Annotated in this window: 23 protein-coding genes; 11 read left to right on the forward strand and 12 right to left on the reverse strand. The window is 69.7% G+C overall.

Going from position 1 to position 25,737, the window contains the following annotated elements:
* Positions 1-61: 61 nt before the first annotated feature.
* Positions 62-538: a hypothetical protein gene (locus AB0J64_RS21555; RefSeq protein WP_364029298.1), complete on the forward strand. Its 477-nt coding sequence runs from the start codon at positions 62-64 to the stop codon at positions 536-538.
* Positions 539-908: 370 nt separating this feature from the next.
* Here the strand turns inward: AB0J64_RS21555 and AB0J64_RS21560 are convergent, their stop codons facing one another.
* Positions 909-1,763 carry a class I SAM-dependent methyltransferase gene (locus AB0J64_RS21560; protein WP_364029300.1) on the reverse strand — a complete coding sequence of 285 codons (855 nt, stop codon included), beginning with the start codon at positions 1,761-1,763 and terminating at the stop codon, positions 909-911.
* Positions 1,764-2,098: 335 nt separating this feature from the next.
* On the opposite strand from AB0J64_RS21560, the gene AB0J64_RS21565 reads away from it, so the two are divergent.
* On the forward strand, positions 2,099-3,028 hold the full coding sequence (locus AB0J64_RS21565) for a hypothetical protein (RefSeq protein ID WP_364029302.1): 930 nt from the start codon (positions 2,099-2,101) through the stop codon (positions 3,026-3,028).
* Here the strand turns inward: AB0J64_RS21565 and AB0J64_RS21570 are convergent.
* Both AB0J64_RS21570 and AB0J64_RS21575 read right to left on the reverse strand, forming a co-directional pair.
* Positions 3,013-3,735, reverse strand: a complete 723-nt coding sequence (locus AB0J64_RS21570; RefSeq protein ID WP_364029382.1) for a trehalose-phosphatase — start codon at positions 3,733-3,735, stop codon at positions 3,013-3,015. The genes AB0J64_RS21565 and AB0J64_RS21570 overlap by 16 nt on opposite strands.
* A 33-nt stretch (positions 3,736-3,768) precedes the next feature.
* The gene (locus AB0J64_RS21575; protein WP_364029304.1) at positions 3,769-4,392 is read right to left on the reverse strand and encodes a TetR family transcriptional regulator; all 624 of its coding nucleotides are present in this window, start codon (positions 4,390-4,392) and stop codon (positions 3,769-3,771) included.
* Positions 4,393-4,476: 84 nt separating this feature from the next.
* Here AB0J64_RS21575 and AB0J64_RS21580 point away from each other — a divergent pair, with 84 nt between their 5' ends.
* Positions 4,477-5,895, forward strand: a complete 1,419-nt coding sequence (locus AB0J64_RS21580) for an FAD-dependent oxidoreductase (protein ID WP_364029306.1) — start codon at positions 4,477-4,479, stop codon at positions 5,893-5,895.
* A gap of 173 nt (positions 5,896-6,068) precedes the next feature.
* Positions 6,069-7,088: a LacI family DNA-binding transcriptional regulator gene (locus tag AB0J64_RS21585; RefSeq protein ID WP_364029308.1), complete on the forward strand. Its 1,020-nt coding sequence runs from the start codon at positions 6,069-6,071 to the stop codon at positions 7,086-7,088.
* Between the two features lie 55 nt (positions 7,089-7,143).
* On the opposite strand, the gene AB0J64_RS21590 is transcribed toward AB0J64_RS21585, so the two are convergent.
* Positions 7,144-8,781, reverse strand: a complete 1,638-nt coding sequence (locus AB0J64_RS21590) for a glycoside hydrolase family 43 protein (protein WP_364029310.1) — start codon at positions 8,779-8,781, stop codon at positions 7,144-7,146.
* A 77-nt stretch (positions 8,782-8,858) separates the two neighbouring features.
* Between AB0J64_RS21590 and AB0J64_RS21595 the strand changes: the two genes are divergently transcribed.
* The 5 genes from AB0J64_RS21595 (at position 8,859) to AB0J64_RS21615 (ending at position 14,846) form a co-directional block, all read left to right on the forward strand.
* The gene (locus tag AB0J64_RS21595; RefSeq protein WP_364029312.1) at positions 8,859-10,262 is read left to right on the forward strand and encodes an extracellular solute-binding protein; all 1,404 of its coding nucleotides are present in this window, start codon (positions 8,859-8,861) and stop codon (positions 10,260-10,262) included.
* A 51-nt stretch (positions 10,263-10,313) separates the two neighbouring features.
* Positions 10,314-11,240 carry a sugar ABC transporter permease gene (locus AB0J64_RS21600; RefSeq protein ID WP_364029314.1) on the forward strand — a complete coding sequence of 309 codons (927 nt, stop codon included), beginning with the start codon at positions 10,314-10,316 and terminating at the stop codon, positions 11,238-11,240.
* On the forward strand, positions 11,237-12,103 hold the full coding sequence (locus AB0J64_RS21605; RefSeq protein WP_364029316.1) for a carbohydrate ABC transporter permease: 867 nt from the start codon (positions 11,237-11,239) through the stop codon (positions 12,101-12,103). Before AB0J64_RS21600 ends, AB0J64_RS21605 begins: the two co-directional genes overlap by 4 nt.
* 8 nt (positions 12,104-12,111) lie before the next feature.
* Positions 12,112-14,385 (forward strand): alpha-xylosidase, encoded by a 2,274-nt coding sequence (yicI, locus tag AB0J64_RS21610; protein ID WP_364029318.1) that lies wholly within the window; start codon positions 12,112-12,114, stop codon positions 14,383-14,385.
* A gap of 71 nt (positions 14,386-14,456) precedes the next feature.
* Positions 14,457-14,846 (forward strand): nuclear transport factor 2 family protein, encoded by a 390-nt coding sequence (locus tag AB0J64_RS21615; RefSeq protein WP_364029320.1) that lies wholly within the window; start codon positions 14,457-14,459, stop codon positions 14,844-14,846.
* 10 nt (positions 14,847-14,856) lie between these two features.
* On the opposite strand, the gene AB0J64_RS21620 is transcribed toward AB0J64_RS21615, so the two are convergent.
* Positions 14,857-15,513, reverse strand: a complete 657-nt coding sequence (locus tag AB0J64_RS21620) for a restriction endonuclease (RefSeq protein ID WP_364029322.1) — start codon at positions 15,511-15,513, stop codon at positions 14,857-14,859.
* A 95-nt stretch (positions 15,514-15,608) separates the two neighbouring features.
* Between AB0J64_RS21620 and AB0J64_RS21625 the strand changes: the two genes are divergently transcribed.
* Positions 15,609-16,019, forward strand: coding sequence for a cupin domain-containing protein (locus AB0J64_RS21625; protein ID WP_364029324.1), 411 nt, complete (start codon positions 15,609-15,611; stop codon positions 16,017-16,019).
* Positions 16,020-16,073: 54 nt separating this feature from the next.
* Here AB0J64_RS21625 and AB0J64_RS21630 read toward each other — a convergent pair whose 3' ends face one another.
* Positions 16,074-16,682, reverse strand: coding sequence for a dihydrofolate reductase family protein (locus AB0J64_RS21630; RefSeq protein ID WP_364029326.1), 609 nt, complete (start codon positions 16,680-16,682; stop codon positions 16,074-16,076).
* 79 nt (positions 16,683-16,761) lie between these two features.
* Between AB0J64_RS21630 and AB0J64_RS21635 the strand changes: the two genes are divergently transcribed.
* A complete protein-coding gene (locus AB0J64_RS21635) occupies positions 16,762-17,997 on the forward strand; it encodes an MFS transporter (protein WP_364029328.1) in 1,236 nt (411 codons plus the stop codon).
* A gap of 9 nt (positions 17,998-18,006) precedes the next feature.
* On the opposite strand, the gene AB0J64_RS21640 is transcribed toward AB0J64_RS21635, so the two are convergent.
* The 6 genes from AB0J64_RS21640 to AB0J64_RS21665 all read right to left on the reverse strand — a co-directional run bounded on the left by AB0J64_RS21640 (position 18,007) and on the right by AB0J64_RS21665 (position 25,726).
* Positions 18,007-19,917: an amino acid transporter gene (locus tag AB0J64_RS21640; RefSeq protein WP_364029330.1), complete on the reverse strand. Its 1,911-nt coding sequence runs from the start codon at positions 19,915-19,917 to the stop codon at positions 18,007-18,009.
* 117 nt (positions 19,918-20,034) lie between these two features.
* The gene (locus AB0J64_RS21645) at positions 20,035-20,547 is read right to left on the reverse strand and encodes a hypothetical protein (RefSeq protein ID WP_364029332.1); all 513 of its coding nucleotides are present in this window, start codon (positions 20,545-20,547) and stop codon (positions 20,035-20,037) included.
* 319 nt (positions 20,548-20,866) lie between these two features.
* Positions 20,867-22,936, reverse strand: a complete 2,070-nt coding sequence (gene ligA, locus AB0J64_RS21650) for an NAD-dependent DNA ligase LigA (protein ID WP_364029334.1) — start codon at positions 22,934-22,936, stop codon at positions 20,867-20,869.
* Positions 22,937-22,992: 56 nt separating this feature from the next.
* Positions 22,993-23,379 (reverse strand): hypothetical protein, encoded by a 387-nt coding sequence (locus tag AB0J64_RS21655; RefSeq protein WP_364029336.1) that lies wholly within the window; start codon positions 23,377-23,379, stop codon positions 22,993-22,995.
* The gene (locus tag AB0J64_RS21660; protein ID WP_364029338.1) at positions 23,376-24,641 is read right to left on the reverse strand and encodes a hypothetical protein; all 1,266 of its coding nucleotides are present in this window, start codon (positions 24,639-24,641) and stop codon (positions 23,376-23,378) included. Before AB0J64_RS21660 ends, AB0J64_RS21655 begins: the two co-directional genes overlap by 4 nt.
* Complete coding sequence (locus tag AB0J64_RS21665; protein WP_364029340.1) at positions 24,638-25,726, reverse strand: hypothetical protein; 1,089 nt, start codon at positions 25,724-25,726, stop codon at positions 24,638-24,640. Before AB0J64_RS21665 ends, AB0J64_RS21660 begins: the two co-directional genes overlap by 4 nt.
* Positions 25,727-25,737: the final 11 nt, after the last annotated feature.

A 25,737-nucleotide genomic window follows, 5' to 3' on the forward strand; every position in this document is an offset into this window, starting at 1 on the left:
TCGGCTGGTTCTCGGTGCGGTGAAAGACTGGGCGAGTCACGAAGTCGAGCTACGGAGAGTCGTGCTGGTGCGTCCGCTCGTCACCGCCTGCGTTTCGGTGCTGCTGCTGTCCCTCGCCGCCTGCGGGGGCGGGCCCGAGCCCCAGACGGCGCCGTCCTCTCCCGCCACACCGCCGCCGCCGGCGTCCGGGACGCCGGTGCCGGACTCCGAGGACGCTGAGACGAAGGCGCCGACGCCTGCGCCCTCACGCAGGCCCGCGCTCGCCCGGCCCGGCACCGTGTGCGGCGAGATCCAGCCGTCCAGCGACGGGCCCATCGCCGCGGTCGCGGTCGCCGCAGGTCGCGTCGACTGCGGGACCGCCCTGCGGACCTTCCGCACCTACTACCGGCGAGACACCCCCAAACAAGGCAGCGCCGGAGTCGCGACCGTCGGCGGATGGCGGTGTGCCAGCAACTCGGCCGCCCAGGCGAACATCAGCGGTCGGCTGTCCACATGTCAGAAGGCCGCCACCAAGATCGTGGCCGACGTCGTCCCGTGACGTGGATGACGCCTGCACCGCGCTCGACGTTCTGCTGGGGCCAGGAGGAAAACCGGCCAGGACGGCGCCCAGGCGGACCGTCACCGACATCGGCGCCGTACTGCTGCTGGGCATCGCAGGCAACGAATCCCACGACCAAGATCCTCGGCAACGCCTGGTATCAGGCCGCCCGCCATCCCGACCAGCGCAGCATCGCCCTCCGGCCCGGCCGGATCGGCAACTGGGTGGAGGAGACACTCCGCTACTCCGCTGCTGCCCGCTCCTGGCAGGTCAACTCGTCAAAGCGATGCTCGTACTACACCTCCGCGAAGCGGGATGAACCACTCACTGCATGGTCCTTATGATCCTCAAGCCACAGCTCTCGGGGGTGTCAATGCCGGGAACCTTCCCGATCCCCGTGCCCCTGGATGCCCTCACCTTCCGAGGACGTGACGCTGGGCCGGTACTGCCAGACGAATTCCAGCCACGGCGGGGCCACCCCCGTGAAGTGCGACCAACTGCCCGGTTCCGCGCCGGGGTAGTCGCCTCGGACTTCAGACAGGTGCGTCAACATGAAGCCTTCCTGGATCAGGCTGTTGACTATTCGGCTCAGTGTCTGCGTGTACTCCCTGGGTTCGCGGATGCGCTCGCCGGTCGGCTTCCCGTCGTAGACCCAGTCTTGGTCGGGATAGCTGGTCTCGGCCTCGTCGATGTAGGGCTGCTTCAGCGTGTAGCCTTCCCCGTTCCACGAGTCGTGGGTGAGCCCGGCGAAGAACGGGTTGGCGCACATCAGGTAGTAGTGGCCGCCTTTTCCGACGACTCTCGCGACCTCGCGGAAAACGATCCGGGAGTCCGGGACGAAGGTCAGCGAGTATGGATGCCAGACCAGATCGAACGTGGAGTCGTCGAGGGCGGACAGGTCCCGCATGTCTCCTTGGATCGTGCGGATGCCGACGCTGTAGTGCTCAGCGGCCAAGCGGTCCCGCTCCAGCTGTCCGGAGGAGATGTCGAGAACCGTCACGTCGGCTCCGAGCAGGGCGAAAGCCGCAGACTGCTGCCCGCCTCCTCCTGCCAGGCAGAGCACCTTTCGGCCCGCCAGGTCGGCGGGTATGCCCAGCCTGTCCAGGCCGAGATAAGCCTGAGCCTTCTCCGCGTCCAGGTCGAGCATGGGACGGGTGAACAACGCGTCCGCCTCCGCAAGGGCTTCCCAGCGTTCCTCGTTGTAGTGGTAGACCTCGTCTCGCACAGCGGACACGCTATCTGTCGTCCAGCGGCCGAGGCGAACGATTTTGATCGGGCCTAGGAGGGCACCGGTAGCGGGTTCCTGACGAGCACTCCTCGATCGGTATTGTGCGGGAGCCCCTCGTCTTATCGCTGTCTTATCGGCGATGTGCTGTTGTCGCCCGATCTCGCCAGATCGACGTAGATCGGGACGACGAGACGCCGGCCGCTCCGTAGACCGGACTTTCGTTACGGCACGGTTTCGGGCTCACCGGCAAGAGGTTTCTACCGGTATCACTACGTGAACAATGGGTAACATCAGGGCCCTCACCGACGGCTTTTCCTTGCAAGGCGGCGCCGATGGACTGGTCCTCAGTTGGTCCCGATTTGGCATCCAATCTGTTGGCTAACGTCATTTTCGCCGTTATGGTCGCCGTGGCGGCTATTGTCCTGGGAAACATCGCCTGGCGGCGCAAGGTCCGCGCATTCTTCAACATGAAGCCCAACCGCGGCAGGTTACCCGTCTACCTGTCGAACATCGTGGTCCATCCCGGCGGCACTACCGGAACCGGGCCGATCTCGGTGGGATACCACGGCACGGCCATCACGGAACTCGAGTACAAATACGCGCTGGCCTTTGCGGCGACCGTCGAGAGCAAGCCCCTGTACCGGGCGCTGCGCGCACTCGACTCGGCGGAACTGCTCACCACAGTGGACCCCATCGTCTGCCACATCGGCACGAGCCCCGCGGCCTCGGAACTCGGCGATCCCTCGCGCGTCAGCGAGTACATCCGCGAAGGGACGACCCTCATCGTCGGCGCCCCCATCTACAACTCGCTGACCGACTACGTCATGCGGACGGTCCCGTCGCACTTCGAGTTCATCCGGTTCGACGACAAAGAGCGTGGCATAAAGGTACGCAACTTCAAGGGCAGCGACACCTTTGTCTTCAAGCGCGGGCTTTACACCAGGGAACGCCCCGATGGCAAAGAACGCCCCTTCCTGAAGGAGTACTTCATCATCGAACGCCTGACGTGGAAGCGCGGCACCGGCCGGCACAAGCGCAAGAGCACAATCTTCATCTGCGCGGGCACCTGTTCGGCCTCTACGGCAGCGGCGCTGCGCATGCTGGCCGACTGGCCGAAGCTGGCCAAGGTCTACGGGACCGAGGACTTCGGGCTGCTCTGCGAGATACACCTGGACGCCGCCGACGGGCGCGACACCATCCCGCGCGAGATGCCTCCACCCGAAGACGAGCCCTTCATGGTCCACCACTACGGCGAAAGCTGATCCCGCAGGGCTCTGACCAAGCTGTACAGGAACTCCGGCACGGCCTCGGGCGCGTCGACACACAGGTCGGCGAGCGCAGCCAGACGCGCGCCCGTCTCGCCGTTGGCCACCGCCACCCGGACACCCGTGAAAGCCGGATCGAGCCGTTCGCGCTCGGTCAGCGTCTCGAAGGCCTTGGCGTCGGAGATGTCGTCGCCGAAATACCACGCCGTGGTGAGCTCGGCGCATTCCCTGGCCACGATGATGCCCTTGTCGAGCCGTACCGGAGGCTTGAGCTCGACGACCATCCGCCCGGCTTGCCGCCCGGCGGCGCGAGCGGTATCCGACATGACGGGCTCCCACGCGGCCGCCTCATGATCGATCCGTACCTCGCCGTCCACGTAAGACTGCAGGCCGTACAGACCGTAGAGAGGCATTTCCGGAAGGTTCGCGAAGCGTTCCTGGAGGAACTCGACCGGCCGCGCGGAGATGATGGCGACCCGGGCGACGAGCGTGACGAGGTCCGCCGATCTCTCCACTGCTCCGGCCACCGGACGGACCGCGGCCGGATCGAGCATGATGGGCGCCAGAGTGCCGTCGTAGTCGAAGAAGAAACCGGTTTTCGCCGGATGGGAGACTGTGGCGGAGATCGCCTCGTCGAGTCCTCGTGCGGAAGAGGTCTCATCCGACGACGATAGAACGGAACGTCCTGCCCGTACAGGCGCCAGTCACGGGCTGCGGCTCACGCGCGCTGCCTGCGCCTATACGTGCCCGGCCAGGCCCTCGGACAGCAGTGCGAAGGCATGTTCGGCGTCGGCGACCGCCTCCGGATAGCGCTCTGCCGCGGACTGGCCCCCGTCCAGCGCCCGGGAGTTGTCCATCGCCAGCAGCCAGTGCGTGGCCACCAGGTGGGTGGCTGCCAGGCGCGCGGTCAGGGCGGGTGCGCCTGCGGTGTCCTGGAGCGCCTCCGCGAGCGCCTGTTGCCCACTCTCCTGAAAGCGGATCGCCCTCGATCGTAGCGCCGGAGTTTCCCGGACCATGCGGGTGAGCGCGACGATCTCCGGGACGTCGTTGAGGCCGGTGATCGGGTCACGGTCGCGCAGGCCGTCGAGGAAGTGGTCGCGGAGGGCGGCCAGCGGCGCGACGCCCGGCGGGCGGGCGCGCACCACGCGGGCCGACTCGGTCTCGTGGTCGGCGAAGCGGTGGACGACGAGATCCTCCTTGACCGGGAAGTAGGCGAACAGGGTCCGCTTCGACACTTCGGCGGCCTCGGCCACCTGTGCCACCGACACCTGGTCGAACCCGCGCTCAAGGAAGAGCGCGATGGCAGCCTCCGAGATGGCGGCATGGGTCCGTGCCCGCTTGCGTTCGCGCAGCCCTGTCATGCCTCCACGATATCAAGAACCTGCACTCGAACTCTTCTTGCGACAGGTATATATTTGCACCCGGTCGAGTATTGGGGAGGAACGATGACCGAAGTGATCGTGGCGGGCGCCGGGCCCACCGGGCTGGCACTGGCCTGTGAGCTGGCTCTGGCCGGCGTAGAGGTCCTGGTGGCGGAGCGCCTGCCGGACCGGATCAAGCAGACCAAGGGCGGCACGATCCAGCCGCGCGTACAGGAGCTGCTCGAGCTGCGCGGCCTGCTGGAGCCGATGCAGGCCAGGGCGGTTTCCCGCGAGCCGGGCGGCGGGCACTTCGCGTTACTGCCCGTGCCGCTCGACTGCACAGCGTGGGACACCGCGCACCCCTACCCGCTCGCGATCCCGCAGTGGGAGATCGAGGAGGTGCTGGAGGAGCGTGCCACCGCGCTGGGGGTCAAGGTGCTGCGCGAGACCGAGGTGACGGCGGTGGAGCAATCGGACGACGGCGTGGTCGTGACGGCCGGCGACCGACGGATCGAGGCCCGCTACCTGGTGGCCTGCGACGGCGCGCACAGTACGGTCAGGAAGCTGCTCGGCGTGCCGTTCCCCGGCAGGCCGGGGACGTATACGGCGGTGCTCGCCGACGTGCGGCTGTCGTCGGTGTCCGACCTCGTGCCGAAGACTCTCGGGCACATCAGCACGATGACGCGCGAGGTCGACGACTGCTGGGTGATGCTGGTGCCGCTGGGCGGCGGCCGCTACCGGTTCACCGGCGGGGCGGCGGGCGAGGAGCCGGCCAAGGACAGGCCGGTCACGTTCGAGGAGATCGCCGAACTGCTGCGCATCGTGTACGGCGAGCAGACCGTGCTGGACACCGTGGACAACGCCTCACGGTTCGGCGACGCCACCCGGCAGATCGACAGCTACCGGGTGGGCAACGTGTTCTTCGCCGGCGACGCCGCGCACATCCACCCGCCCTTCGGCGGGCAAGGCCTGAACCTGGGCGTGCAGGACGCCTTCAACCTGGGCTGGAAGATGGCCGCGGTCCTGCGGGGCCGGGCCTCGACGGACCTCCTGGACACCTACCACGCCGAGCGGCACCCGGCCGGAGCCTGGGTCCTGCACATCACCCAGGCGCAGCGAGTCTTCGCCGACCCCCGCCCCAGCGCGGACGTCATCGAACTGCGCAAGGTCTTCACCGACCTGATGCGCCTGCCCGAGGCCAACAGGCACCTGGCGGGCCTGATGTCGGGGCTGTCGCACTCCTACGACCTGCCCGGCGACCACCCGCTGGTCGGCCACCGGGTCGCCGGTCTCGATCCGTCGCTGTTCCTGGCCGGCAGGCCCGTCCTGGTCGATCTGGCCGGGATACTCGCGCCCGACCTCGGCGCCACCCGCGTCCAGCCGGTGGACGGCCTGCCCGGCGCGATTCTGGTCCGGCCCGACGGCTACGCGGCCTGGGCGGCGGACACGGATCCCGACCTGAACGCCCTCGTCGGTGATCCGTGCTGGTCCCTCAGGGGGTAGGTCCGCAGGGAGACCGGCGGATATGATCAGCCTCTCGGGTACGGCGCCGTTTGCCTTGTCCGCCGTAGAGTGAGACCAAGCCGGGCGTGCCGGCGACGCCACTCTCCCGCTCTGCCGGGAATGGGCGGCGGTTATGACACCATCGAAGCGGTCGAGGCTGTGGAAGCGAGGACATGAACCGGGCACCTGGCATGGTGGATGTGGCACGCGAGGCCGGCGTGTCGCACGTTACGGTGTCTCGCGTCCTGAACGATCACCCTTCCGTCCGGCCGGAGACCCGGGCGCGTGTCGAGGCCGCCATCGAGAAACTCGGTTACCGCCGCAACAGTGTCGCCCGTGCGCTGAAGAGCCGCCGGTCCTCCACGATCGGAGTGGTGCTCGCCGGTGCCGAGCTGTACGAGCTGCCCCGCATCCTGCGCGGCGTGCAGACCGCGGCGCAGCGGGCCGGATACTGGGTCAATCTGGCCAGCTGGCAGGGCGGCACCACCAGGGATATGGCCGAGACGCTGCAGCGGCTGACCGATCAGGCGGTGGAGGCCATCGCGGTCATCGCCGACCGGCCCATGGTGGTGGACGCCCTGTCCGACGTCGTCACCGGCGTACCGATGACGGTGGTCATGTCCGGCAACGTGCCCAATCCCGAGGTCGGCTTCGTCGAGCTCGATCAGGTGCACGGCGCCCGGCTCGCCGTGCGCCACCTGCTGGAGCTGGGGCATCGCCGCATCGTTCATCTGACCGGAGCATTGCGTACGTTCGACGCCCGAGCGCGCGTCGAGGGCTGGCGGGCCGCGCTGAAAGACGCGCCGCAGGCCGAGGGCGAGATGCTCGAGGGCGACTTCACCGGCAACAGCGGCTACCGGCTGGCGCACTATCTCACCACTCGCCGGACGGAGGAGCTCCCGACGGCGATCTTCGCCGGAAACGACCAGATGGCCATGGGGGTGCTGGCGGCCTTCGCGGAGCTCGGCGTGAAGGTCCCCGGCGACGTCTCGCTCGTCGGCTTCGACGACATCGCCGGGGCGGCTTACCTGGTGCCCGCGCTGACCACCGTTCGCCAGGATTTCGTCGGTCTCGGCGAGCGCTCCATCGAGCAGGTGCTGCGGATGATGCGGGGCGAGCCGGCCTCGTCGGAGCGGATCGCTCCCGAGCTCGTGGTCCGGCGCAGCACGGCGCCGCCCCGATCAGCGCGCTGATCCGAACGCACCGACCCGTACGCACTGCTGCTGGCCGGGCTGCTGTCGGCCGGGCTCAGCGGTGCGGCTGGTATTCGAACCAGTGGACGTGCGCGCAGCCGTCGCCGGGGCGTCCGTTGCCGGTGGCGTAGAGACCGAGGTGGACGCCCACGAAGCCGCCCGCGCGTTCGGTGCTGAAGAAGGAGCGCTCGATCGTGGCCAGGCTGGTCCAATGATCGGCGTCGGGGTCTTTGGCGCGGAAGGTGTAGCCGGCCTCGTCTCCCTCGACGGACAGCAGCGCCTCGCCCACCGGGATCGGCACGGCGGCCAGTGACGTCTCCACGCCGCTCTCCCGGACGGTCAGCGTCGCCTGTGGCCTTCGGTCGCCGTCCACGGTGAGGGCAAGCGTGGCGTACTGGTCCTGATGCTGGAAGACAGCCAGTCCGGCCTCTTGTGACGGATCCGCGGCGGCGAAGCTGAGGTGTGCCTGCGCGTGAAAACGGACATGCTGCTGGCGCCGGCCGATGAAGGCCGGTACGCCGGTGGAGCTGAGCGGCTCAGGCACCACGTCGATCTCGAGGCCCTGCCCGTGCGCCGAAGGCCTGACGCGGTCGCCGATCGGGCCACGCAGGCTGCTCCAGTGCAGGCCCGGCAGCTGCCCGTCGAAGCACTCCCGGCCCACCACCGCGGCACCGTCACCCAGCCCGTCACCCAGCCCGTCACCCAGCCCGTCACCCGGCCCGTCACCCGGCCCGTCACCCGGCCCGTCGCCCAGCGGGTCACCCAGCCGTTCCGACGCGATCGACGGCAGCCGCTCCGACAGCCGCACTTCCCCCGACTCCGGGGCGAAGACGGGACCGTGCGCCGTCCAGACGACGGGCACCAGGAACACCTCGCGGCCCAGCGTGTGGGTGCCCTCGATCGGCCGCACCCCGAGCGTCACCGCCCACGTCTCGCCGTCAGGGGTGTCCACCAGGTCCGCGTGGCCGACGTTGTGAATGGGCTCGTCCGGGCCACGGTGCCGATGGGTCAGCAGGGGGCTGCGCGGATCGGTGACGTAGGGGCCGGTGACGACGTCGGAACGCGCGGCGGTGACGCTGTGGTTGCCTTCGGTGCCGCCTTCGGCGGCGATCAGGTGGTACACGCCGTCGCGCTTGTACAGGTGCGGAGCCTCCACCCACGCCCCCCGTACGGCGCCCTGCCAGAGCACGTGGGTGGGGCCGATGAGCTTGAGGCGGTCGAGGTCGAGCTCGCGCATCCACAGCTCGCCGGGGCCGCCCTCGACCGCGTCCCTGCAGGCGGCGAGCCAGCACCGGCCGTCGTCGTCGAAGAACAGCGAGGGGTCGATGCCCTCGGCCTCCAGCGGGACCGGGTCGGACCAGGGCCCGGCCGGGTCGTCGGCGGTGACGATGAAGGTGATGCTGCCCTGCCGGTTCCTGGCCAGGGTGGAGACCACGTAGAACGTGCCGTCGTGGTGGCGGATGGTCGGCGCCCAGATGCCGTCGGAGACGTCCAGTCCCTCCAGTGACAGCGGGCCCGGCCGGGTCAGTACGTGGGTGAGCTGGCGCCAGTCGACCAGGTTCCGGCTGTGAAAGACGGGGATGCCCGGATAGTAGGCGAACGACGAGGTGACCAGGTAGAAGTCCTCGCCGACCCGGCAGATCGACGGATCCGGATGGCAGCCGGGCAGAACCGGGTTACGGAAGGTGAGCACGGGGGTGGGCTCCGAAGCGGTGTCGGCTCTGTTACGAGCGAGGGCTTGACAGGATGACAACGTTAACATCAGGTTAGATGCCAACGCACGACCCGGCAGTCCGCCGGATGCAGCACCTGTCCGAGGAGATCGTCATGACCCCACCCACCGTTCCCCCGCTCCGCCGCCGGAGCATGGTGAGCGCCGCATTGGCGCTGGCCCTGGCGGCGTCGCTGGCCGCCTGCTCGTCCGACGACACCTCCTCCTCCTCGGGAACGGCGAGCGCCGGCGGGCCGGTCACGCTGCAGGTCTGGACCTGGAACCTGAAGGGCGGCGACCCGGAGGCCGAGGCGATCATCAAGAAGTACCACCAGGAGAACCCCAACGTCACGATCAAGCTGTCGGAGGTCGGCGGGACCGCCGACACCGCCTCGAAGCTGCTCGCGGCCGATCAGGCCGGCGACACCCCTGACGTGGTGCAGCTGGAGTACCGCGGCGTGCCCGCCGTGGTGGTGGCCGGAGCCGTCAAGGACATCACCGCCGACGTGGCCGGCGTCAAGTCGGGCATCGAGTCCAACATCTGGGCCCTGACCACGTTCAACAACCAGGTCTACGGCGTGCCGCAGGACATCGGGCCGATGACGTTCACGTACCGGAAGGACCTGTTCGACAAGTACGGCGTCAAGGTCCCCAGCACCTGGGCCGAGTACGCCAAGGCCGCCGAGCAGATCCACAAGAAGGACCCTGACGCCTACATCGCCAGCTTCTCGGCCAGCCAGCTCGAGTTCTTCGCCGCCCAGGCCGCCCAGGCCGGCGCCCAGTGGTGGAGCAACGACGGCAAGGCGTGGAAGGTCGGCATCGACAGCGAGGCCTCGCTGAAGACGGCCGACTTCTGGGAGGACCTCGTGAAGCGCGACCTGGTCAAGGTCGAGCCGCTGCTCACGCCGGAGTGGAACGCCCAGGTCAACGACGGCAAGATCCTCAGCTGGGCCGCCGCGGCCTGGGCGCCCAGCGTGCTCTACTCGGTGGCGCCGGATACGGCGGGCAAGTGGGAGTCGGCACCGCTGCCGCAGTGGACGCCGGGCAATCCGGCCGTCCCGTTCCTGGGCGGCTCCGCCTATCTGGTGCCGGCCAAGTCCAAGCACGCCAAGGAGGCCGCGGCCTTCGCCGCCTGGCTGGGCGCCTCCGACGAGGGCTCCAAGTTGCAGCTCACCCTGGACATCTATCCCGGCGGGAACGCCGGCCGCCAGGCGACGCTGACCTCCGCGCCGCCGAAGCTGATGCCCCAGCAGAAGGACTTCTACCAGGTGACCGACCAGGTGATCAAGAACACCACCATCCCGGTGACCTGGGGACCCAACGTGAACGTGGCGCAGACCGCCTTCGGGGACGCGCTCAACAAGGCCGCGCTCGACAAGGCCTCGTTCCGCGCGGTCTACCAGGCCACGCAGCAGGCTGTCATCGCTGACCTGCAGAAGTCCGGCTATACAGTCACCAAGTAGGACACTCGGGGGCCCTCCGGGTCCCCGGTTCGACCCATCTCTGGACGTCTCATGCCCGCCACCTCCGCCGGCCGGCGAACGCGCCTGCGCGCCACAGCCACCCCCTGGCTGTTCGCCACGCCCGCGATCGTGCTTTTCACCCTGTTTCTGATCATCCCGATCGGTTACGCAATCTACCTGAGCTTCCGTGGCTTCCGCATCGAAGGCGGCGGCGCGTTCGGGCGGCGCGTACAGACCTTCATCGGGTTCGACAACTACACCGCCGCGCTCACCGACCCCGAGTACGTCGCCGGGCTCGGCCGCGTGCTGCTCTACGGCGTCATCGCCATCCCCAGCGTGCTGGGCCTGGCCTTGCTGTTCGCGCTGCTGCTGGACACCCCGAGGGTGCGGGCGCGCGGCTTCACCCGTACCGCGATCTTCCTGCCGTACGCGGTGCCCGGCGTGATCGCCAGCCTCCTGTGGGGCTTCCTCTACCTGCCCAGCACCAGCCCTGTCACCTACATCGCCAGGCAGCTGCACGCCGGGCCGCTGGACTTCTTCAGCTTCCCCGCCCTGTACTTCTCCCTGGCCAACATCGCGCTGTGGTCCGGCGTCGGCTTCAACATGATCATCATCTTCACGTCGCTGCGTTCCATCCCGACCTCCGTCTACGAGGCGGCCCGCATCGACGGAGCGAGCGAACTGCAGATCGCCTGGCGGATCAAGATCCCGCTGGTGGCCCCCGCACTGGTGCTCACCGGCCTGTTCTCCGTGATCGGCACCCTACAGCTGTACAGCGAGCCGGCCACGCTGCGCCCGATGACGACGACCATCAGCTCGACCTGGGTGCCGCTGATGAAGATCTACCAGGAGGCGTTCATGAACGACAACCTCGGCGGGGCCGCCGCCGCCTCCGTCGTGCTGGCCGCGGGCATCCTGGTCATCTCGCTGCTCCTGCTCCGTTTCTTCCAGCGCCGTACCTTCGGAGACAACGCATGAGCGCCACCCTCCATCACCGCCGCCGTCCCGGCGCGCGGCGGCGGCCGCGCCTGGCGCTGATCGTGCTGCTGCTCGGCGGGCTGTACTGCCTGACCCCCGTGGCCTGGGTGGTGATCGCCGCCTCCAAGACCTCGCGCGAGCTGTTCACCACCTTCTCCTTCGCCCCAGGCAGCGGCCTGGCGGACAACCTGGCCAACCTCAGCACCTACGGCGGCGGCCAGTTCTGGCAGTGGGGGCTCAACTCGCTGCTGTACGCCGGTCTCGGCGCCGTCCTGTCCACGCTCGTGTCGGCCATGGCCGGCTATGCCCTGGCCAAGTTCCGCTTCCGCGGACGCCAGGTCCTCTTCTCGGTGATCCTCGCCGGGGTGCTCGTGCCCGGCATCGTGCTGGCCGTCCCGCAGTACCTGCTCATGGCGGCCGTCGGTCTGGCCGGCACCCACTGGTCGGTGCTCCTGCCGGTCATCATCAACCCGTTCGGCATCTTCCTGTGCCGGGTCTTCGCCGCGGCCTCGGTCCCGGAGAGCACGCTGGAGGCGGCACGCCTGGACGGCGCCGGCGAGCTGCGCATCTTCGGCACCATCGTGCTGCCCATGATGGTGCAAGGGCTCGTCACCGTGTTCCTGCTGCAGTTCGTCGGCATCTGGAACAACTTTCTGCTGCCCTTCATCATGCTGTCCGACCAGGACAAATACCCGATCACCCTGGGCCTGTACACGTTCCTGGGCAAGGGCGCCGGCGACGGCGACCTGTACTCGCTGGTCATCACGGGCTCGGCCGTCGCCGTCATCCCGCTGATCGTTCTCGTCCTGGTCCTGCAGCGGTTCTGGCGCGCCGACCTGCTGGCCGGCGGATTGAAGGGATAGCCCCACCGATGAAGTTCACCGACGGGCTCTGGCAGATGCGGCCCGGCGTCACCCCGCTGTACGCGGCCGAGGCGTACGACATCGAGACCGAGGAGAGCGCGTTCACCGTCACCGCGCCCACCACGGTCATCCACCGCCGAGGCGACACGCTCAACCGGCCGGTGCTCTCGCTGCGGCTGTCGTCACCGCTGGAGAACGTGATCCGCGTCCGCATCGACCACCACCTGAGTGACGAACGCGGCTTCGAGCTCGTCGGCGCCGAGGACGGCCCCGAGGATGGGCCCAAGGATGGGCACGGCATCGTCAAGGCGGACGACGCGAACGGCGCGACGCTCACCAGCGGCGCGCTCAGCGCGACCATGGCACCCGGAGCCCCCTGGAACCTGTCCTTCCACGGCGACGGGCGCCCGCTGACCTCCAGCGGTCCCAAGTCCATCGGATACTTCCAGCTGGCCGCGGACGCGCTGACCGACCCGGGCCCGGTCGGCAACCCCCGGACGGGCCGCTCCGTCCACCTCGCCCAGCAGCTCGCGCTGGGCGTGGGCGAGGCGGTCTACGGGCTGGGGGAACGCTTCGGACCGCTCGTCAAGAACGGCCAGACGGTGGAGATCTGGAACGCCGACGGCGGGACCTCCTCGGAGCAGGCCTACAAGAACGTGCCGTTCTACCTCACCAACCGCGGCTACGGCGTCTTCGTGAACCACCCCGGGCACGTCTCGTACGAGATCGGGTCGGAGGCGGTGCAGCGGGTGCAGTTCTCGGTCGAGGGAGAGAGCCTCGAGTACTTCGTGATCTACGGGCCGGCCCCCAAGCAGATCCTGGAACGGTACACCGCGCTCACCGGCCGTCCCGCGCGCCTGCCCGCGTGGTCGTACGGCCTGTGGCTGTCGACCTCGTTCACCACCCGCTACGACGAGCGGACCGTGACCTCGTTCATCGACGGCATGGCCGAGCGCGACCTGCCGCTGTCGGTCTTCCACTTCGACTGCTTCTGGATGCGCGAGTTCAACTGGTGCGACTTCGCGTGGGACCCGCGCGTCTTCCCCGACCCCGAGGGCATGCTCGCCCGCCTGCATGCCAAGGACCTGCGCGTCTGCGTGTGGATCAACCCCTACATCGCCCAGCGCTCGCCGCTGTTCGCCGAGGCCGCTGAGCAGGGCTTCCTCCTCAGGCGTCCTGACGGCTCGGTCTGGCAGTGGGACCTGTGGCAGGCCGGCATGGGGCTGGTCGACTTCACCAACCCCGATGCGACGCGGTGGTTCCAGTCGAAGCTGCGCGCGCTGCAGGACCAGGGAGTCGACGCGTTCAAGACCGACTTCGGGGAGCGCATCCCGCTCGACGTCGCCTACTTCGACGGCTCCACGCCCGAACGGATGCACAACCTCTACACGCACCTCTACAACAGCGCGGTGTTCGAGGTGCTCGAGGAACGACGCGGCCGGGGCGAGGCGGTGCTGTTCGCGCGGTCGGCGACCGCCGGCGGTCAGCGGCTGCCGGTGCACTGGGGCGGCGACTCGGGATCGACGTACGAGTCCATGGCGGAGAGCCTGCGCGGCGGCCTGTCACTCGCGTTCTCCGGCTTCTCCTTCTGGAGCCACGACATCGGCGGCTTCGAGGGCACCCCGGACCCCGGCGTCTTCAAGCGCTGGGTCGCCTTCGGGCTCATGTCCTCCCACTCGCGGCTGCACGGCTCGTCGTCGTACCGCGTGCCGTGGGCCTTCGACGAGGAGGCCGTGGAGGTGACCCGGCTGTTCACGAAACTCAAGCTCCGCCTGATGCCGTACCTGTACCAGGCGGGCGTCCAGGCGCACGAGAGCGGGACACCCGTCATGCGGCCCATGGCGATGGAGTTCCCCGGGGACCGCAACGTCACCTACCTCGACACCCAGTACATGCTCGGCCCCGACCTGCTCGTCGCGCCCGTCTTCAGCCCCGACGGGACGGTCGAGGTCTACCTGCCCGACGGCACGTGGACGAACTACCTGACGGGTGAACGCGTCGAGGGTGGCCGCTGGCGTACCGAGACGCACGGCTTCACCTCGATGCCGATCTACGTGCGCGAAGGCGCCGTCCTGCCCGTCGGGGCCAGGGACGACCGGCCCGACTATGACTACCTCGACGGCCTGACCCTGCGCGTGTACCCGGGCCCGGACGGCGAGACCACCCTCACGGTCACCGACCAGGCCTCCGGCGAGCCCACGCTGTTCACCGTCGCCCGCTCCGGCGGGGAGGTCTTGGTCTCGTCCTGCCTCGCCACCGGCTGGAGGTACGAACTCGCCTGACGAGTCGGTTGACCTTGTCACGGGCGTCAACGTTTACCCTCGACCCCTCTGACATCGACGAACGGACGCACATGAGCACGGATCGGGCCACGCTTCTCAAGCACGACCAGAGCTTCTTCGACGCCTTGGTGGCGGGCGATCTCGGCGTGCTTGAGGAGCTGCTGTCGGACGACTTCATCCTGGTGGGCCTGCAGGACGGGGCCGTCGCTGACAAGCGGATCGTGCTTGACCTTGTGGCGTCCGGAGCTCTTGCGTTTCCCCGGATCGACTCGTTCCCGGATGAGGCGATCGTCCGCGTCATCGGGAACGTCGGCATCGTGGTGGGGCGTACCGGAATGAAGGTGACCAACCCGGACGGCACCACGTACAGCGCCGGGAGCCGTTACACCCACGTGTACGCCACCGGGTCCCCCGGCACCTGGCGCCTCACCTCCGCCCAGGGCACCGCCATCAGGCCCTGACCCGATCGCATCACGTGGCTTCTTCTTCGGCCGGCACCTTCGCCTTCGCAGATCTTGCCGGCAGCAGCGAGACCGTGCCCAGCAGCCAGTCCGCCAGACGGTCGCGTTCGACCAGGATGAGCGGCGTCCGTGCGCCCAGCGCCTCGAGTCTGGCCTGTTTGGTGAGGCGGCCGGAGGTGACCAGCACGCCGGTGTGGCCGGCGAAGGTGTTGGCCAGCGCACCCAGGAAGTTGCGCACCTCGGGCGCGCCGACCGTCTTGCTGTAACGCTTGCACTGGACGGCGTACCGGCCGTGTCCTGGAGCGAGGGCCGTGATGTCCACGCCGCCATCACCGGCACGGCCGCACTCGCGGACCTTACGGAAGCCGTCAGCGATCATCCGCTCGGCGACGAGATGCTCGAACGCGGGGCCCGCCATCCGGTCGACCTTCTCCAGGTGGGCATTGGCGGCCAGGAACCGCTGTCTCTCCGCCTCGATCATGCGGTACCGGAGGACGAGCCCGCCGACGAACACCACCGCGAGCAGGCCAGCGGTCCCCGCAGCCCAGCCTGGGTACTCGCGGGCGAACCACACGACGACGGCGCTCAGGAGGCACGCCCCCGTAACCGCCCACTGCCTCTTGCGTGATCTCCGCTTACCGCTTCCTCTCTTGGAGCCCCTCGCCATGGTTCCTCCTCGATGGTGGCGTCGAACAGGCTGTCACAAACGGCGCGGCCATCTTGTCCTCACTCTGAACAGTCCCTGTTTGGATGGAGGACAACATGAGCGCTGAACACGCACACCTGCCCCCAGGCGTTGAAGTGATCACAACCCTGCCGGAAGCGGCGGCCCGGATCCCCGCCGGCGCCGAGGCCAGGACCGTCCGGGTCACCCTGTCGCCCGGCGACCCCGGCGCACCGCCACACCGCCACCCCGGGCCACTCTTCGGCTACGTGACCCAAGGCGAGATCCTCTTCGAGCTGGAAGGGCAGCCACCCCGGGTGCTCAAGGCCGGCGACGCCCTGTTCGAACCCGGCGGCGACGTCATCCACCTCCAAGGCGCCAACAACCTCCCGGACGCGCAGTCGCAGCTGGTGGTGACCATGTTCGCGCCGCCGGGAACCCCGATCCTGACCCTGGTCAGCGCGGAGGAACTGGCCGAACGGCGACACCTGCGGGTCACCCAGCCATAGGGATGTCTGAGCGTGCGGCGGCGCCGCGGCCGTCGAGGCGACCGCGGACCGCCTCTACTGCTCGCCCTGGGACAGGTGGGCCTTGGCGTCGTCATAGGAGGCGTCGCCGCTCGTCCCGGCAGGCCGGTAGACCAGGTACAGCACGCCCGTCGCGAACGTCTCGGACTTGATCAGCTCCAGAGGGACCGAGCTCTCCCCCTCGTCGAACAGGCGCTCGCCCTTGCGGACGGCGATCGGGTGCACCAGCAGGTGCAGTTCGTCCAACAGCCCCGCGGCCAGCAGCTGGCGGACCACCGAGACCGAGCCGCTGATGGCGATACGGCCGCCCTGCTCCTTCTTCAACGCGGTCACGGCCTCGGCCAGGTCACCCTGGAGCAGCTCGGAGTTGCGCCAGGTGAACTCCAGGGGCTGGCGCGACACGACGATCTTCCGTGCGTCGCCGAGCGTCTTCGCGAAGCCGGCGTCCTCGCCGCCCTCGGCCTCCCGCTCCGGCCACGCCCCGGCGAAGCTGTCATAGGTCTTGCGCCCCAGGAGCAGGGTGTCGGCCATCTGCGCCGACACGGCGGCGCCCATCTCGTCGTTGAAGTACGGGAAATGCCACGCCGCCGGCTCCTCGACGACACCGTCGAGCGAGATGAACAGGCTTGCGACGATCGTCCTCATGAAATCCTCCAAGGAAGGGGCGGGCCGTCCGGCCCGGCCGTTCTGATGTGCTTGTAGTCTCGCGGGGCCTGCTTACGGATTGCTTAAGGTCTCCCTTTGGGTCGGGCGGACATACGACCGGGGCAGGCGGGGTAGCGCGCTGCGAATGGGATCAGTTCCGGCATCCGGGCTGCGGCGGCGGCTCGTCACTCTCTTGATCGCCGTTCTGCTGCTCGGCATCACCGAGTCCATGATCGGTCCCTACCTCGTCCTGTTCGGTGTCGAACGCCTGCGGTTGTCGGCACTGGAGATCGGCCTGTTCGTCTCGCTCACAGCGGTCAGCGGCATGGCCGTCAGCGTCTGGTTCGGTCGCCGCTACGACCGCCGTCCCAGCCGATGGCCCACGGTGGTGGCCGCGGCGCTGGCCGGGACGGGCTACCTGCTGCTCCTGCTGACCCCGTCATACCCGCTGCTGCTCCTCATCGGTGTGGTGTTCCTCGGCGCGGGCAGCGCGGTGTTCCCACAGCTGTTCGCCCTGGCCAAGAGCGACGCGGACGGGCCGGGCGGCGGCACACCCATCCTGCGCTCGGCGTGGTCGCTCGCCTGGGCGATCGGCCCGCCGGCCGGTGGCGCGCTGCTGGGCGGGCCCGGCTACTCCGGGGTGCTCACGGCCACGGCCTGCGGGTTCTGCCTGGTGGTCGTGGCCGTGTTCCGGGTCGATGCCCGCTCGCCGGCTCCGTCCCGGCCCGTCAAGGAGCGGAGCGACCGGCCGCTGTCCTCGCCGGCCGTCGCCCTGTCGATCGCCGGCTTCGCGCTGTTCCACGTCGCGATGTTCTCGGGCGCGGTGGCGCTGCCGCTCTATGTCACCGAGGCGCTGCACGGCTCGGCCGATGCGGTGGGATGGATGTTCAGCGTCTGCGCGGCGGCCGAGATCCCCGCGGCGCTCGCTCTGCTGGTGTTACCAGGCCGCTGGAGCAGGGAGCGGATGATCCTGATCGGCATGGGGCTCATGATCGCGTACTTCGTGCTGGTGGCGGCGTTCACCGGGATCGTGGCGCTGGTGCTCGTCCACATCGCCCGGGGGGTGGCCATCGCGGTGGTGGGCGCGCTGGGCATCAGCCACATGCAGGACCTGCTGCCGTCCGCCCCGGGACGGGCCACCACCTTGTTCGCCAACACCGCGACGGCCGGCTCGCTCGTGTCGGGCATCGCCGCCGGCGGCATCTCCCATGCCCTCGGCTACCGTGCGGCCCTGCTCGCCTGTGGCGTGCTCAGCGCCGTGGCGTGGCTGCTGTTCCTCCTCGCACGGCGCCGGGCGGCGGCTGCGCCGGTCTGACCAGGCTCGTCAGCCGACGTGGACGTGTGGCCGGCGTTCCGGGTCAGGTTCGGCCTGGCGCAGCACCTCCCTGGTCAGTGGCGGTACGTCGCCGCCGCCGAAGACCAGGTAGCGCAGCATCGCGACGGCCGGGTTGCCCTCGGCCCAGTGGAAGTAGATGTGCGGCACTCCCCCGGTCCGTTCGCGCAGGAAGAGCAGCAGCGCGGCCAGCGAGTTCGGGACGGCCGAGCTCTCGATGGTGAGGATCTTGTGGCCGTACCGCTCCTCGCCCTTGACGTGCAGCTCGGTCTCGAACTCCGACGCGTCCGGCACCGTCACCTCCACGAACAGCACCGGCTCCGAGCTGCGCAAGCGATGGGTCTGCCAGGTCTCGCGCAGCTTGTCGTTGTATTCGGCCTGGTCGCGGGCGTTCGGCTCGTTGGCGATCACGTGGATGTCGCCGCACGCGTCGTTGACGAACTCCTCGGCCAGCCCGTCCAGACGCACCTCGGTCACCCGCAGCTCGGTGGAGCGGGTGACCCGGGAGACCAGCGAGGTGACGATGATCGCCGCGATGAAGAATGAGGCGATCTTGACGCCGTCCGGCCGTTCGATCACGTTGTCCACCAGGGTGTAGCCCAGCACCGCCGAGATCAGCGCGAATCCCGCCGCCGCCGCGTGCTGGCGCTTCTTGCGGGCCGACAGCGTCACCGCCACCGCCGCCGACAGCATGAGCACCAGCACGCCGGTGGCGTACGCGCCGCCCTGGGCGTCCACGTCCGCGTCGAAGATGATCGTGATAGCGAACCCGATCAGCGAGAACACCACCACCAGCGGCCGCACCGCGCCCGTCCACTCCGGCGCCATGCCATAGCGCGGAAGGTACCGCGGCACCAGGTTGATCAGCCCCGCCATCGCCGACGCCCCGGCGAACCAGAGGATCGCGATCGTGGACACGTCATAGGCCGTGCCGAACCAATCGCCCAGGAAGCTGTGCGCCAGGTACGCCAGCGCCCGCCCGTTCGCCTTGCCGCCCTCCTCGAACTCGTGATGCGGGATCAGCACGGTCGTCACGAAGCTGGAGAAGACCAGGAACACGCTCATGATCAGCGCCGCGGTGGTCAGCAGCCGCCGGGTGCCCCTGATCCGTTCGGCGATGTCGCCCTTGACCACGGGCATCACGGCGACGCCGGTCTCGAAGCCGGACATGCCCAGCGCCAGCTTCGGCATTACCAGGAGCGACAGCCCGATCATGGCGAGCGGGCTGGAGTAGTTCACGCCGAGCGCGCCCTGCCAGTCCACCACGACCTGCGGGGCCTCCAGCACGTGCACGAGGGCCACCGCGATCACGACCGCGTTCAGCCCCAGGTAGACGAAGACCAGCACCACGGCGATGCCGATCGCCTCGGTGAAGCCCAGCATGAACACCCCGCCCAGCGCCGCCAGCAGCACCAGCGTCACGAGCACCTGCTGTCCGGCCAGGGCGTCGGGCACGAACGGGTTCTCCAGGATGTGCGCGGTCGCGTCCGCCGCCGACAGCGTCATCGTGATCACGAAGTCGGTGGCGGCGAAGCCGAGCAGCGCCAGCACGAAGATCTTGCCCCACCACTGGGGCGCGAGCTTCTCCAGCATCGCGATCGAGCCCTGCCCGTACGGGCTCTCGGCGGCGACGCGCCGGTAGACCGGCAGCGCGCCCAGCAGCGTCAGCGCCACCAGGAACAGAGTGGCGAGCGGGGAGAGCAGTCCGGCCGCCAGCGCGGCGATGCCCGGCTGGTAACCCAGCGTGGAGAAGTAGTCCACGCCGGTCAGGCACATCACTCGCCACCACGAGTGCTTGACGTGGGGACCGTGCTCGATCTGCTTACGGTCGGTCTGCAGTCCCTCCAACAGCCAGGAACGCAGCGTCCCTTCCGTAGCGGCCGGCCGTTTCGCCAGCACCATAACGGTCACTCCTCGTCAAAACCCCGCAAAGACGCATCGGACACTACCTGTGCCGAAAGAGCGATTGACGAGGTGAGGGCGTCAAGAAAACGTATAAATCAGCGCAGGTGTCCGGCCTCACCCGGTGACCGCGGGCACGCGGGTGAACAGCCGGCCGGCGAGGTCGACACCCACGATCGTGCCGCTGTCGTCGCGGGTGAAGTAGCCGCGCTGCCCCTTCAGGCCGCCCTCGGTGACGATGTACTCCTCGCCGTCGCCGGGCAGGAAGCCGATGGCGGCCGGCGGGTAGTCCGGGGGCATGTCGGCGTCGGAGGCCTGGCGGATCTCCGGCTTGATCCCGACCCCGAGCGTGAGCTGCTGCCCGTCGGTGGCGATGTCGAGGTTCATGGCGTCGATCTCGTAGTGGCCGGCGACCTCCCGCGCCCGCGACTCGTCGTACGGGATCGGCTCGGGGTCGCGTTCGACCACGCCGAGGTAGCGCTCCAGCGCCCAGCGGAGGACGGCCTGGTTGAAGGGGTAGCCGTCCGGGCCGGCGTTGGCCAGGGAGACGACGGCGAAGTCGTGTTCGGGCGCGATGAGCAGCTCGGCGAACTGGCCGTTGCCCGATCGTGCGGACGCCGCCCACCTCACGCAGGAACCAGCAGATCCCGAAGCCGTCGCCGAGCGTGCTGGAGCGCAGCTCGACCGTCTGCTCCCGCATGCGGTGCAGCGCCTCGGCGGGCAGCACCCCGTCACCGGTGCCGAGATGGAAGCGGGCCCAGCGCAGCAGGTCGCTCACCGATGACACGATGCCCCCGCCGGGGTTGCACCCAGACGATGGCCGTCGCCGCTGACAGCGCTCTGAGATCGCGCTGTCAGGAAGCTCCGGCCGCCGTCCGAGGGCGTCAGCGACGGCGTCGCGAACGGTCCGCACCCCCGATCACGTGCTGCGACGGCCTCCTGGGCCCCACTACTGTCCCAGGAACGCGCCGACCTGGGCGGCGAACTCCTCCGGGCTCATGATCCGCACCCCGAGCGTCTCGGCCTTGGCCCGTTTCGAGCCCGCCTTCTCCCCCGCCACCAGCAGCGACGTCTTGGCGGACACGCTGGAGGAAGCCTTGCCGCCCGCCCGCTCGATCAGCTCGTTCATCTCGTTGCGTGACAGGGCCGCCAGCGGCCCGGTCATCGCGCCGGTGACCACGATGGACATCGAGGCCAGCGGCAGCTCCACCGCCGTGTCGGGTGCCTCGGAGGCGGGCGTGACGCCGGGCTCGGTCATGTTGACCCCGGCCTGGACGAGCTTGTCGATGAGCGGGGCGAGCTCGGTCAGCTCGGCGACCACGACCGGCGCCTTCTCCGGGCCGATGCCCTCCACCTGCTGGATCGCCTCGGCGTCGGCGGCGCGGATGGCGTCCATCGTGGCGAAGTGGCGGGCGATGCGGCGGCTCATGGACCGGCCGGTGCCGCGCACGCCGAGCGCCGCGAAGACGCGGCTGAGGGGGCGCGCCTTGGCCTGCTCGATGGCGGCCAGCAGGTTGTCGGTGCTGGTCTCGCCCATGCGGTCCAGGCCGAGCAGCTGCTCGCGGGTCAGGAAGAACAGGTCGGCGAAGTCGGCGATCAGCTCGGCGTCGAGCAGCTGCTTGATGCGGTTTTCCGCCAGACCCTCGATGTCGAGCTGGTCGCGGCCGACCGCGTAGATGATGGAGGCGATCGCGCGGCAGCCGCGCCCGCGTACGCATCGCCAGCGCTCCTGCGAGCTGTCGATGGCGTCGCCGCACGACGGGCAGACCTGCGGGATCTCGATGGGCTGCTCGTCGCCGGTGCGCAGGTGGACGACCGGCGCCTCGACCCTGGGGATCACGTCGCCCGCCTTGTAGACGGTCACGCTGTCGCCCAGCATCAGCCCGCGCCGGGTGATGTCGGCCACGTTGTGCAGGGTGGCGTAGGTGACGATGCTGCCGTCCAGCTCGACCGGCTCCAGCACGGCGCGCGGGGCGATGACGCCGGTGCGGCCGGTGTTCCACTCCACGGCGAGCAGTTTGGTGATCTTCTCGGTGGCGGGCAGCTTGTAGGCGATGGCCCAGCGGGGTGCGCGGGAGCTGAATCCGGCCTCGGCCTGGTCGGCAGCCAGGTCACACTTGATCACGATGCCGTCGATGCCGAACGGCAGCTCGGCGCGGACCGCGGCGATCTCCCCGACGCGCTCCTGCACCCGCTCGAGGGTCTCGGCGACGATCCCGGCCACGGGTGTGGCGGCCGTCGTCTGCACGCCCTGCGCCGCGGCCCACTCCATGATCTGGCTGTGCGGCAGCTCCCGCAGCCGCACCGCCGGCTCCGAGGCGTCGTCCGGCGGCGGCAGCACGCCGTAGCCGAAGAAGGTCAGCTCGCACACGTACGGCCGGTCCTGCGCGCGCAACGTGCCCGCCGCCGCGCTGCGCGGATTGGCGAACGTGGTGCCGTCGTGCGCCTGTCGCTTGGCACAGGCCTCCTCGAACTGCGAGGCGGTCATCATGACCTCGCCGCGGACCTCCACCGTCACCGCGTCGGCCAGCCGGTCCGGCAGGCCGACGATGGTGCCGATGGCGTGCGAGACATCCTCCCCGGCGCTCCCGTCGCCGCGCGTGACCAGCTGGGCCAGGCGGCCGTGCCGGTAGCGGGCCGAGATCGCCAGGCCGTCGAGCTTGGGCTCCACGCTCCACGCCGTCACCGGCCGGCCGAGCCGGCGCTCCAGCCCGGCCGCCCAGTCGGCGAGCTGCTCGGCGCCGAACACGTTGTCCAGGCTGAGCATGGGCACGGTGTGCGGCACATCGCCCACCACGGCCCCGCCGGCCACCTTGCCCGTGGGCGAGAACGGCAGCACCGCCTCGGGGTGCTGCTCCTCGTACGCCTGGATGCCGCGGACCAGCCGGTCGTAGGCGTCGTCGTCGAGCGTGGAGGTGCCGTCGGCGTAATAGGCCGCGGCCGAGTCCACGGCCAGCTGAACGGCCTCGGCGTAGGCCGTGTCGTCGGCCAGGACGGTGAGAGGGGGTGCGTCGCTCATGGCTCCACCATGCCGGGTGCCACCGACAATTCCCGCAGCCGCGCGGAGGACCCTGATCAGTCGGCGACGAGGGTGTCGAGCGTGAGGGTCTCCTCGCCGGACGGGCCGGTGAGACGGATCGACAGCTCCCATGCGCCCGCCATGAAGAACAGGTCGTCGCCCTCGGCGGCGAAGTGGCCGGGGGCGGTCTTCCTGGCGGTGACCTCGGGCATCGAGTGTCCCATGGTGAGCATCACGGCGGCGACGGTGACCGTGTCGGCCTGGCCCTTGTCCACTTGTACGTCGATCGCGTCCCGCTCGGCGGTGACGGTGACGGCGTAGCGGGTCCCCGTCGTGGTGACCGGGGTCGCGCCCGAGGTTCGGGCGACGATGAACGCGGCCACCACGACCGCCACGAGCCCGGCGAGCACCAGCAGGCGTATCAGGCCCTTGCTCGGCATCATCGGGGGACCTCCACGGTGAAGGGCACGGTGGTGATGCCGCGGTCTGTGGCGTACTGCGTCCAGGCGAGGTAGCGGCCCGGCGTGGGGAAGCTGAAGGTGAAGCGCAGCCGGCTGCCGGGTGTCCCCATCTCGTGGACGTGCCCGAGGAACTGGCCGTCCTCGCTGCGTACGATGAGGTGCCCCGCCATCCCGAGCCACGGCCGCGGCGTCCCGCTGGTGCTCACCTCGACGGTGGCCGGCCGCCCCGCCTGCGGTACGGCGGGCGTCACCGTGACCGTGCCGCCGGTGGCGGCGGCGTCCTGGATCGCCGGGTCGGACGTGGCAGCCGTGGCGGCCGCCGGCCCGGTGACCGTGAAAGAGCCGGTGAGGAGCTGGCCGCCGGAGTCGGTGCGTTCGAGCTCGACGTAGGTGAGATAGCGCCCGGGGCGGTCGGCGCGCAGCCGTACCTCCAGGCGGCCGGGCGCGGTGCGCAGCGGATGGACGTGGCGGAAGTAGCGGCCGTCCTCGCTGGTGACCACCAGGTGCGCCATGGCCTCGTGGTGGATGGCGAGGTCGTCGACGGGTCGGCCGGTGGACCCGTCGGACAGGTCCACCCGCGCCACGAACTCCTCGCCCGCGGCGGGGCGGGCGGGGACGGTGGTGAGTACCCGCTGCACGTACGGCCGCCCGATCGCCGAGTCCGTGGGGCGCGGCTCGGCGCCGTCCGGCGCGCCGGCGGGCAGCCACGGCTCGAGGACCACGATCAACGCGGCCACCGCGACCCCCGCGGCGGCCACCGCGGTCACCACGAACGCCGGACGGCCGCGCCGGTTGAACGCCCCGGTGAGCAGGCCGCCCACCAGGAGCAGACCGGCCACGAACAGGCCACCGTAGATCAGGAACTCCCACCCCGACCCGCGGTCCACCAGGACCCGGAACGGGATCACCGCGCTCTCGCCCCCGGCGCCGACGGTCAGCTCGTGCGGACCGGTCTCCTCGACCCCCAGCTGGGCGGGGCGGCCCGGCGCCACCGTGCCCTGCACGACACGACCGTCCGCCACGGAACGGAGCCGCAGGCTCAGCTCCGGGGCGGTCGGAAAGCCGATCACCTCGACGCGCAGCGGCCCCGGCACCCGGGTCGTGGCCTTGATCACCAGGGTCAGCTCTGAGCCCGCGATCGTCTGCGCGATCCGCAGGTCCGCGCCCGCCTTGACGACGTGTGCCGCCGCCGGCGGCGCCAGCGCCACCAGCAGCAGGGCGACCAGGCAGAGTAGCCGCGTCATGCCCGCCGGTCGCCGGACCCGCCGGCCTCTGCGGGCATCGCGTTCGGGAGGAACAGGGCACCGAGGGCGAGGCCGATGAGACCGGCCACGACGGGTGCGCCGGTCCACAGCTCGGGGATGGCGGGCAGCCGCCCGGCGACCACGGAGGAGACCGCGATGTACAGGGACCAGGTGGCGAACGCCGACAGCCCGGCGAAGGCCCAGTAGGCGGCCCGGCGCTCCCGTGAGGGACGCAGCCACCGGATCAGCAGGTCGCCCACCACCCCCGCGGCGACGAACGTCAGCAGGGTCGGCAGGTTGCGGAAGGCGGTCTGCGCGCCCGGCATGAGCACGCCGACCACGGACAGCACGGTCACGCTGCCGAACGGAAGCCGCCAGCGCCGCAGGAGGAACAGCACCGGAGCGAGCAGGATGACGTTCGTGATGACCATCGACGCGGCCAGGCGGGAGGTCATGCCGTCCTCCATGCTGGAGAAGGCCCGGATTACGCCCTCCGCGCCCCACTCCATGGCGTCGGCGTACGACAGGAACAGCGACACCAGCGTGGCGCCGAAGCCGAGCCCGATCAGCGCGGGCAGCAGCCGCGACAGCCGGGGCCGGTCCCCGATGTCCGGGGCGTTCCAGGCCGAGCGGAGCGGGGTCGTGATGATGAGCATCATCGTCACGATCAACCCCAGGTGGGAGGGGCTGAACAGGATGTTGATGGTCTGCTCGATGCCCAGGAACGTGTGCCACATCATGTCGGCGAACCCGAACGCGGCGAACGCCGGGATGGCGACCAGCCCCGCGAGGTATCCGTTCGGCACCGCGGCCAGCCCGCTCCGGCCGGCGCGCACGTTGCGGTAGACCTGCCAGATGATCCAGGCCGACACCGCCGCGAACCCCGAGTAGAACGCCGCGTGCCAGGGCGTGAAGAACGTCTCCAGCCCGGCCAGGTTGCTGTGCGCCCAGGCGTCGATCATCAGCCCCACGCCGAACCAGACGCCGAGCAACGCCATGACCAGGTCCGTCCGGGGGGTCACCCACGTGCGTGTCTCCCCGGAGTCCGCGAGCAGCCGTCGTACTCCAGGACTCACCGCCGTCATCAGTACGCTCC

The sequence above is a fragment of the Nonomuraea sp. NPDC049695 genome, assembly GCF_040674955.1.
GTDB classification, from domain to species: domain Bacteria; phylum Actinomycetota; class Actinomycetes; order Streptosporangiales; family Streptosporangiaceae; genus Nonomuraea; species Nonomuraea helvata.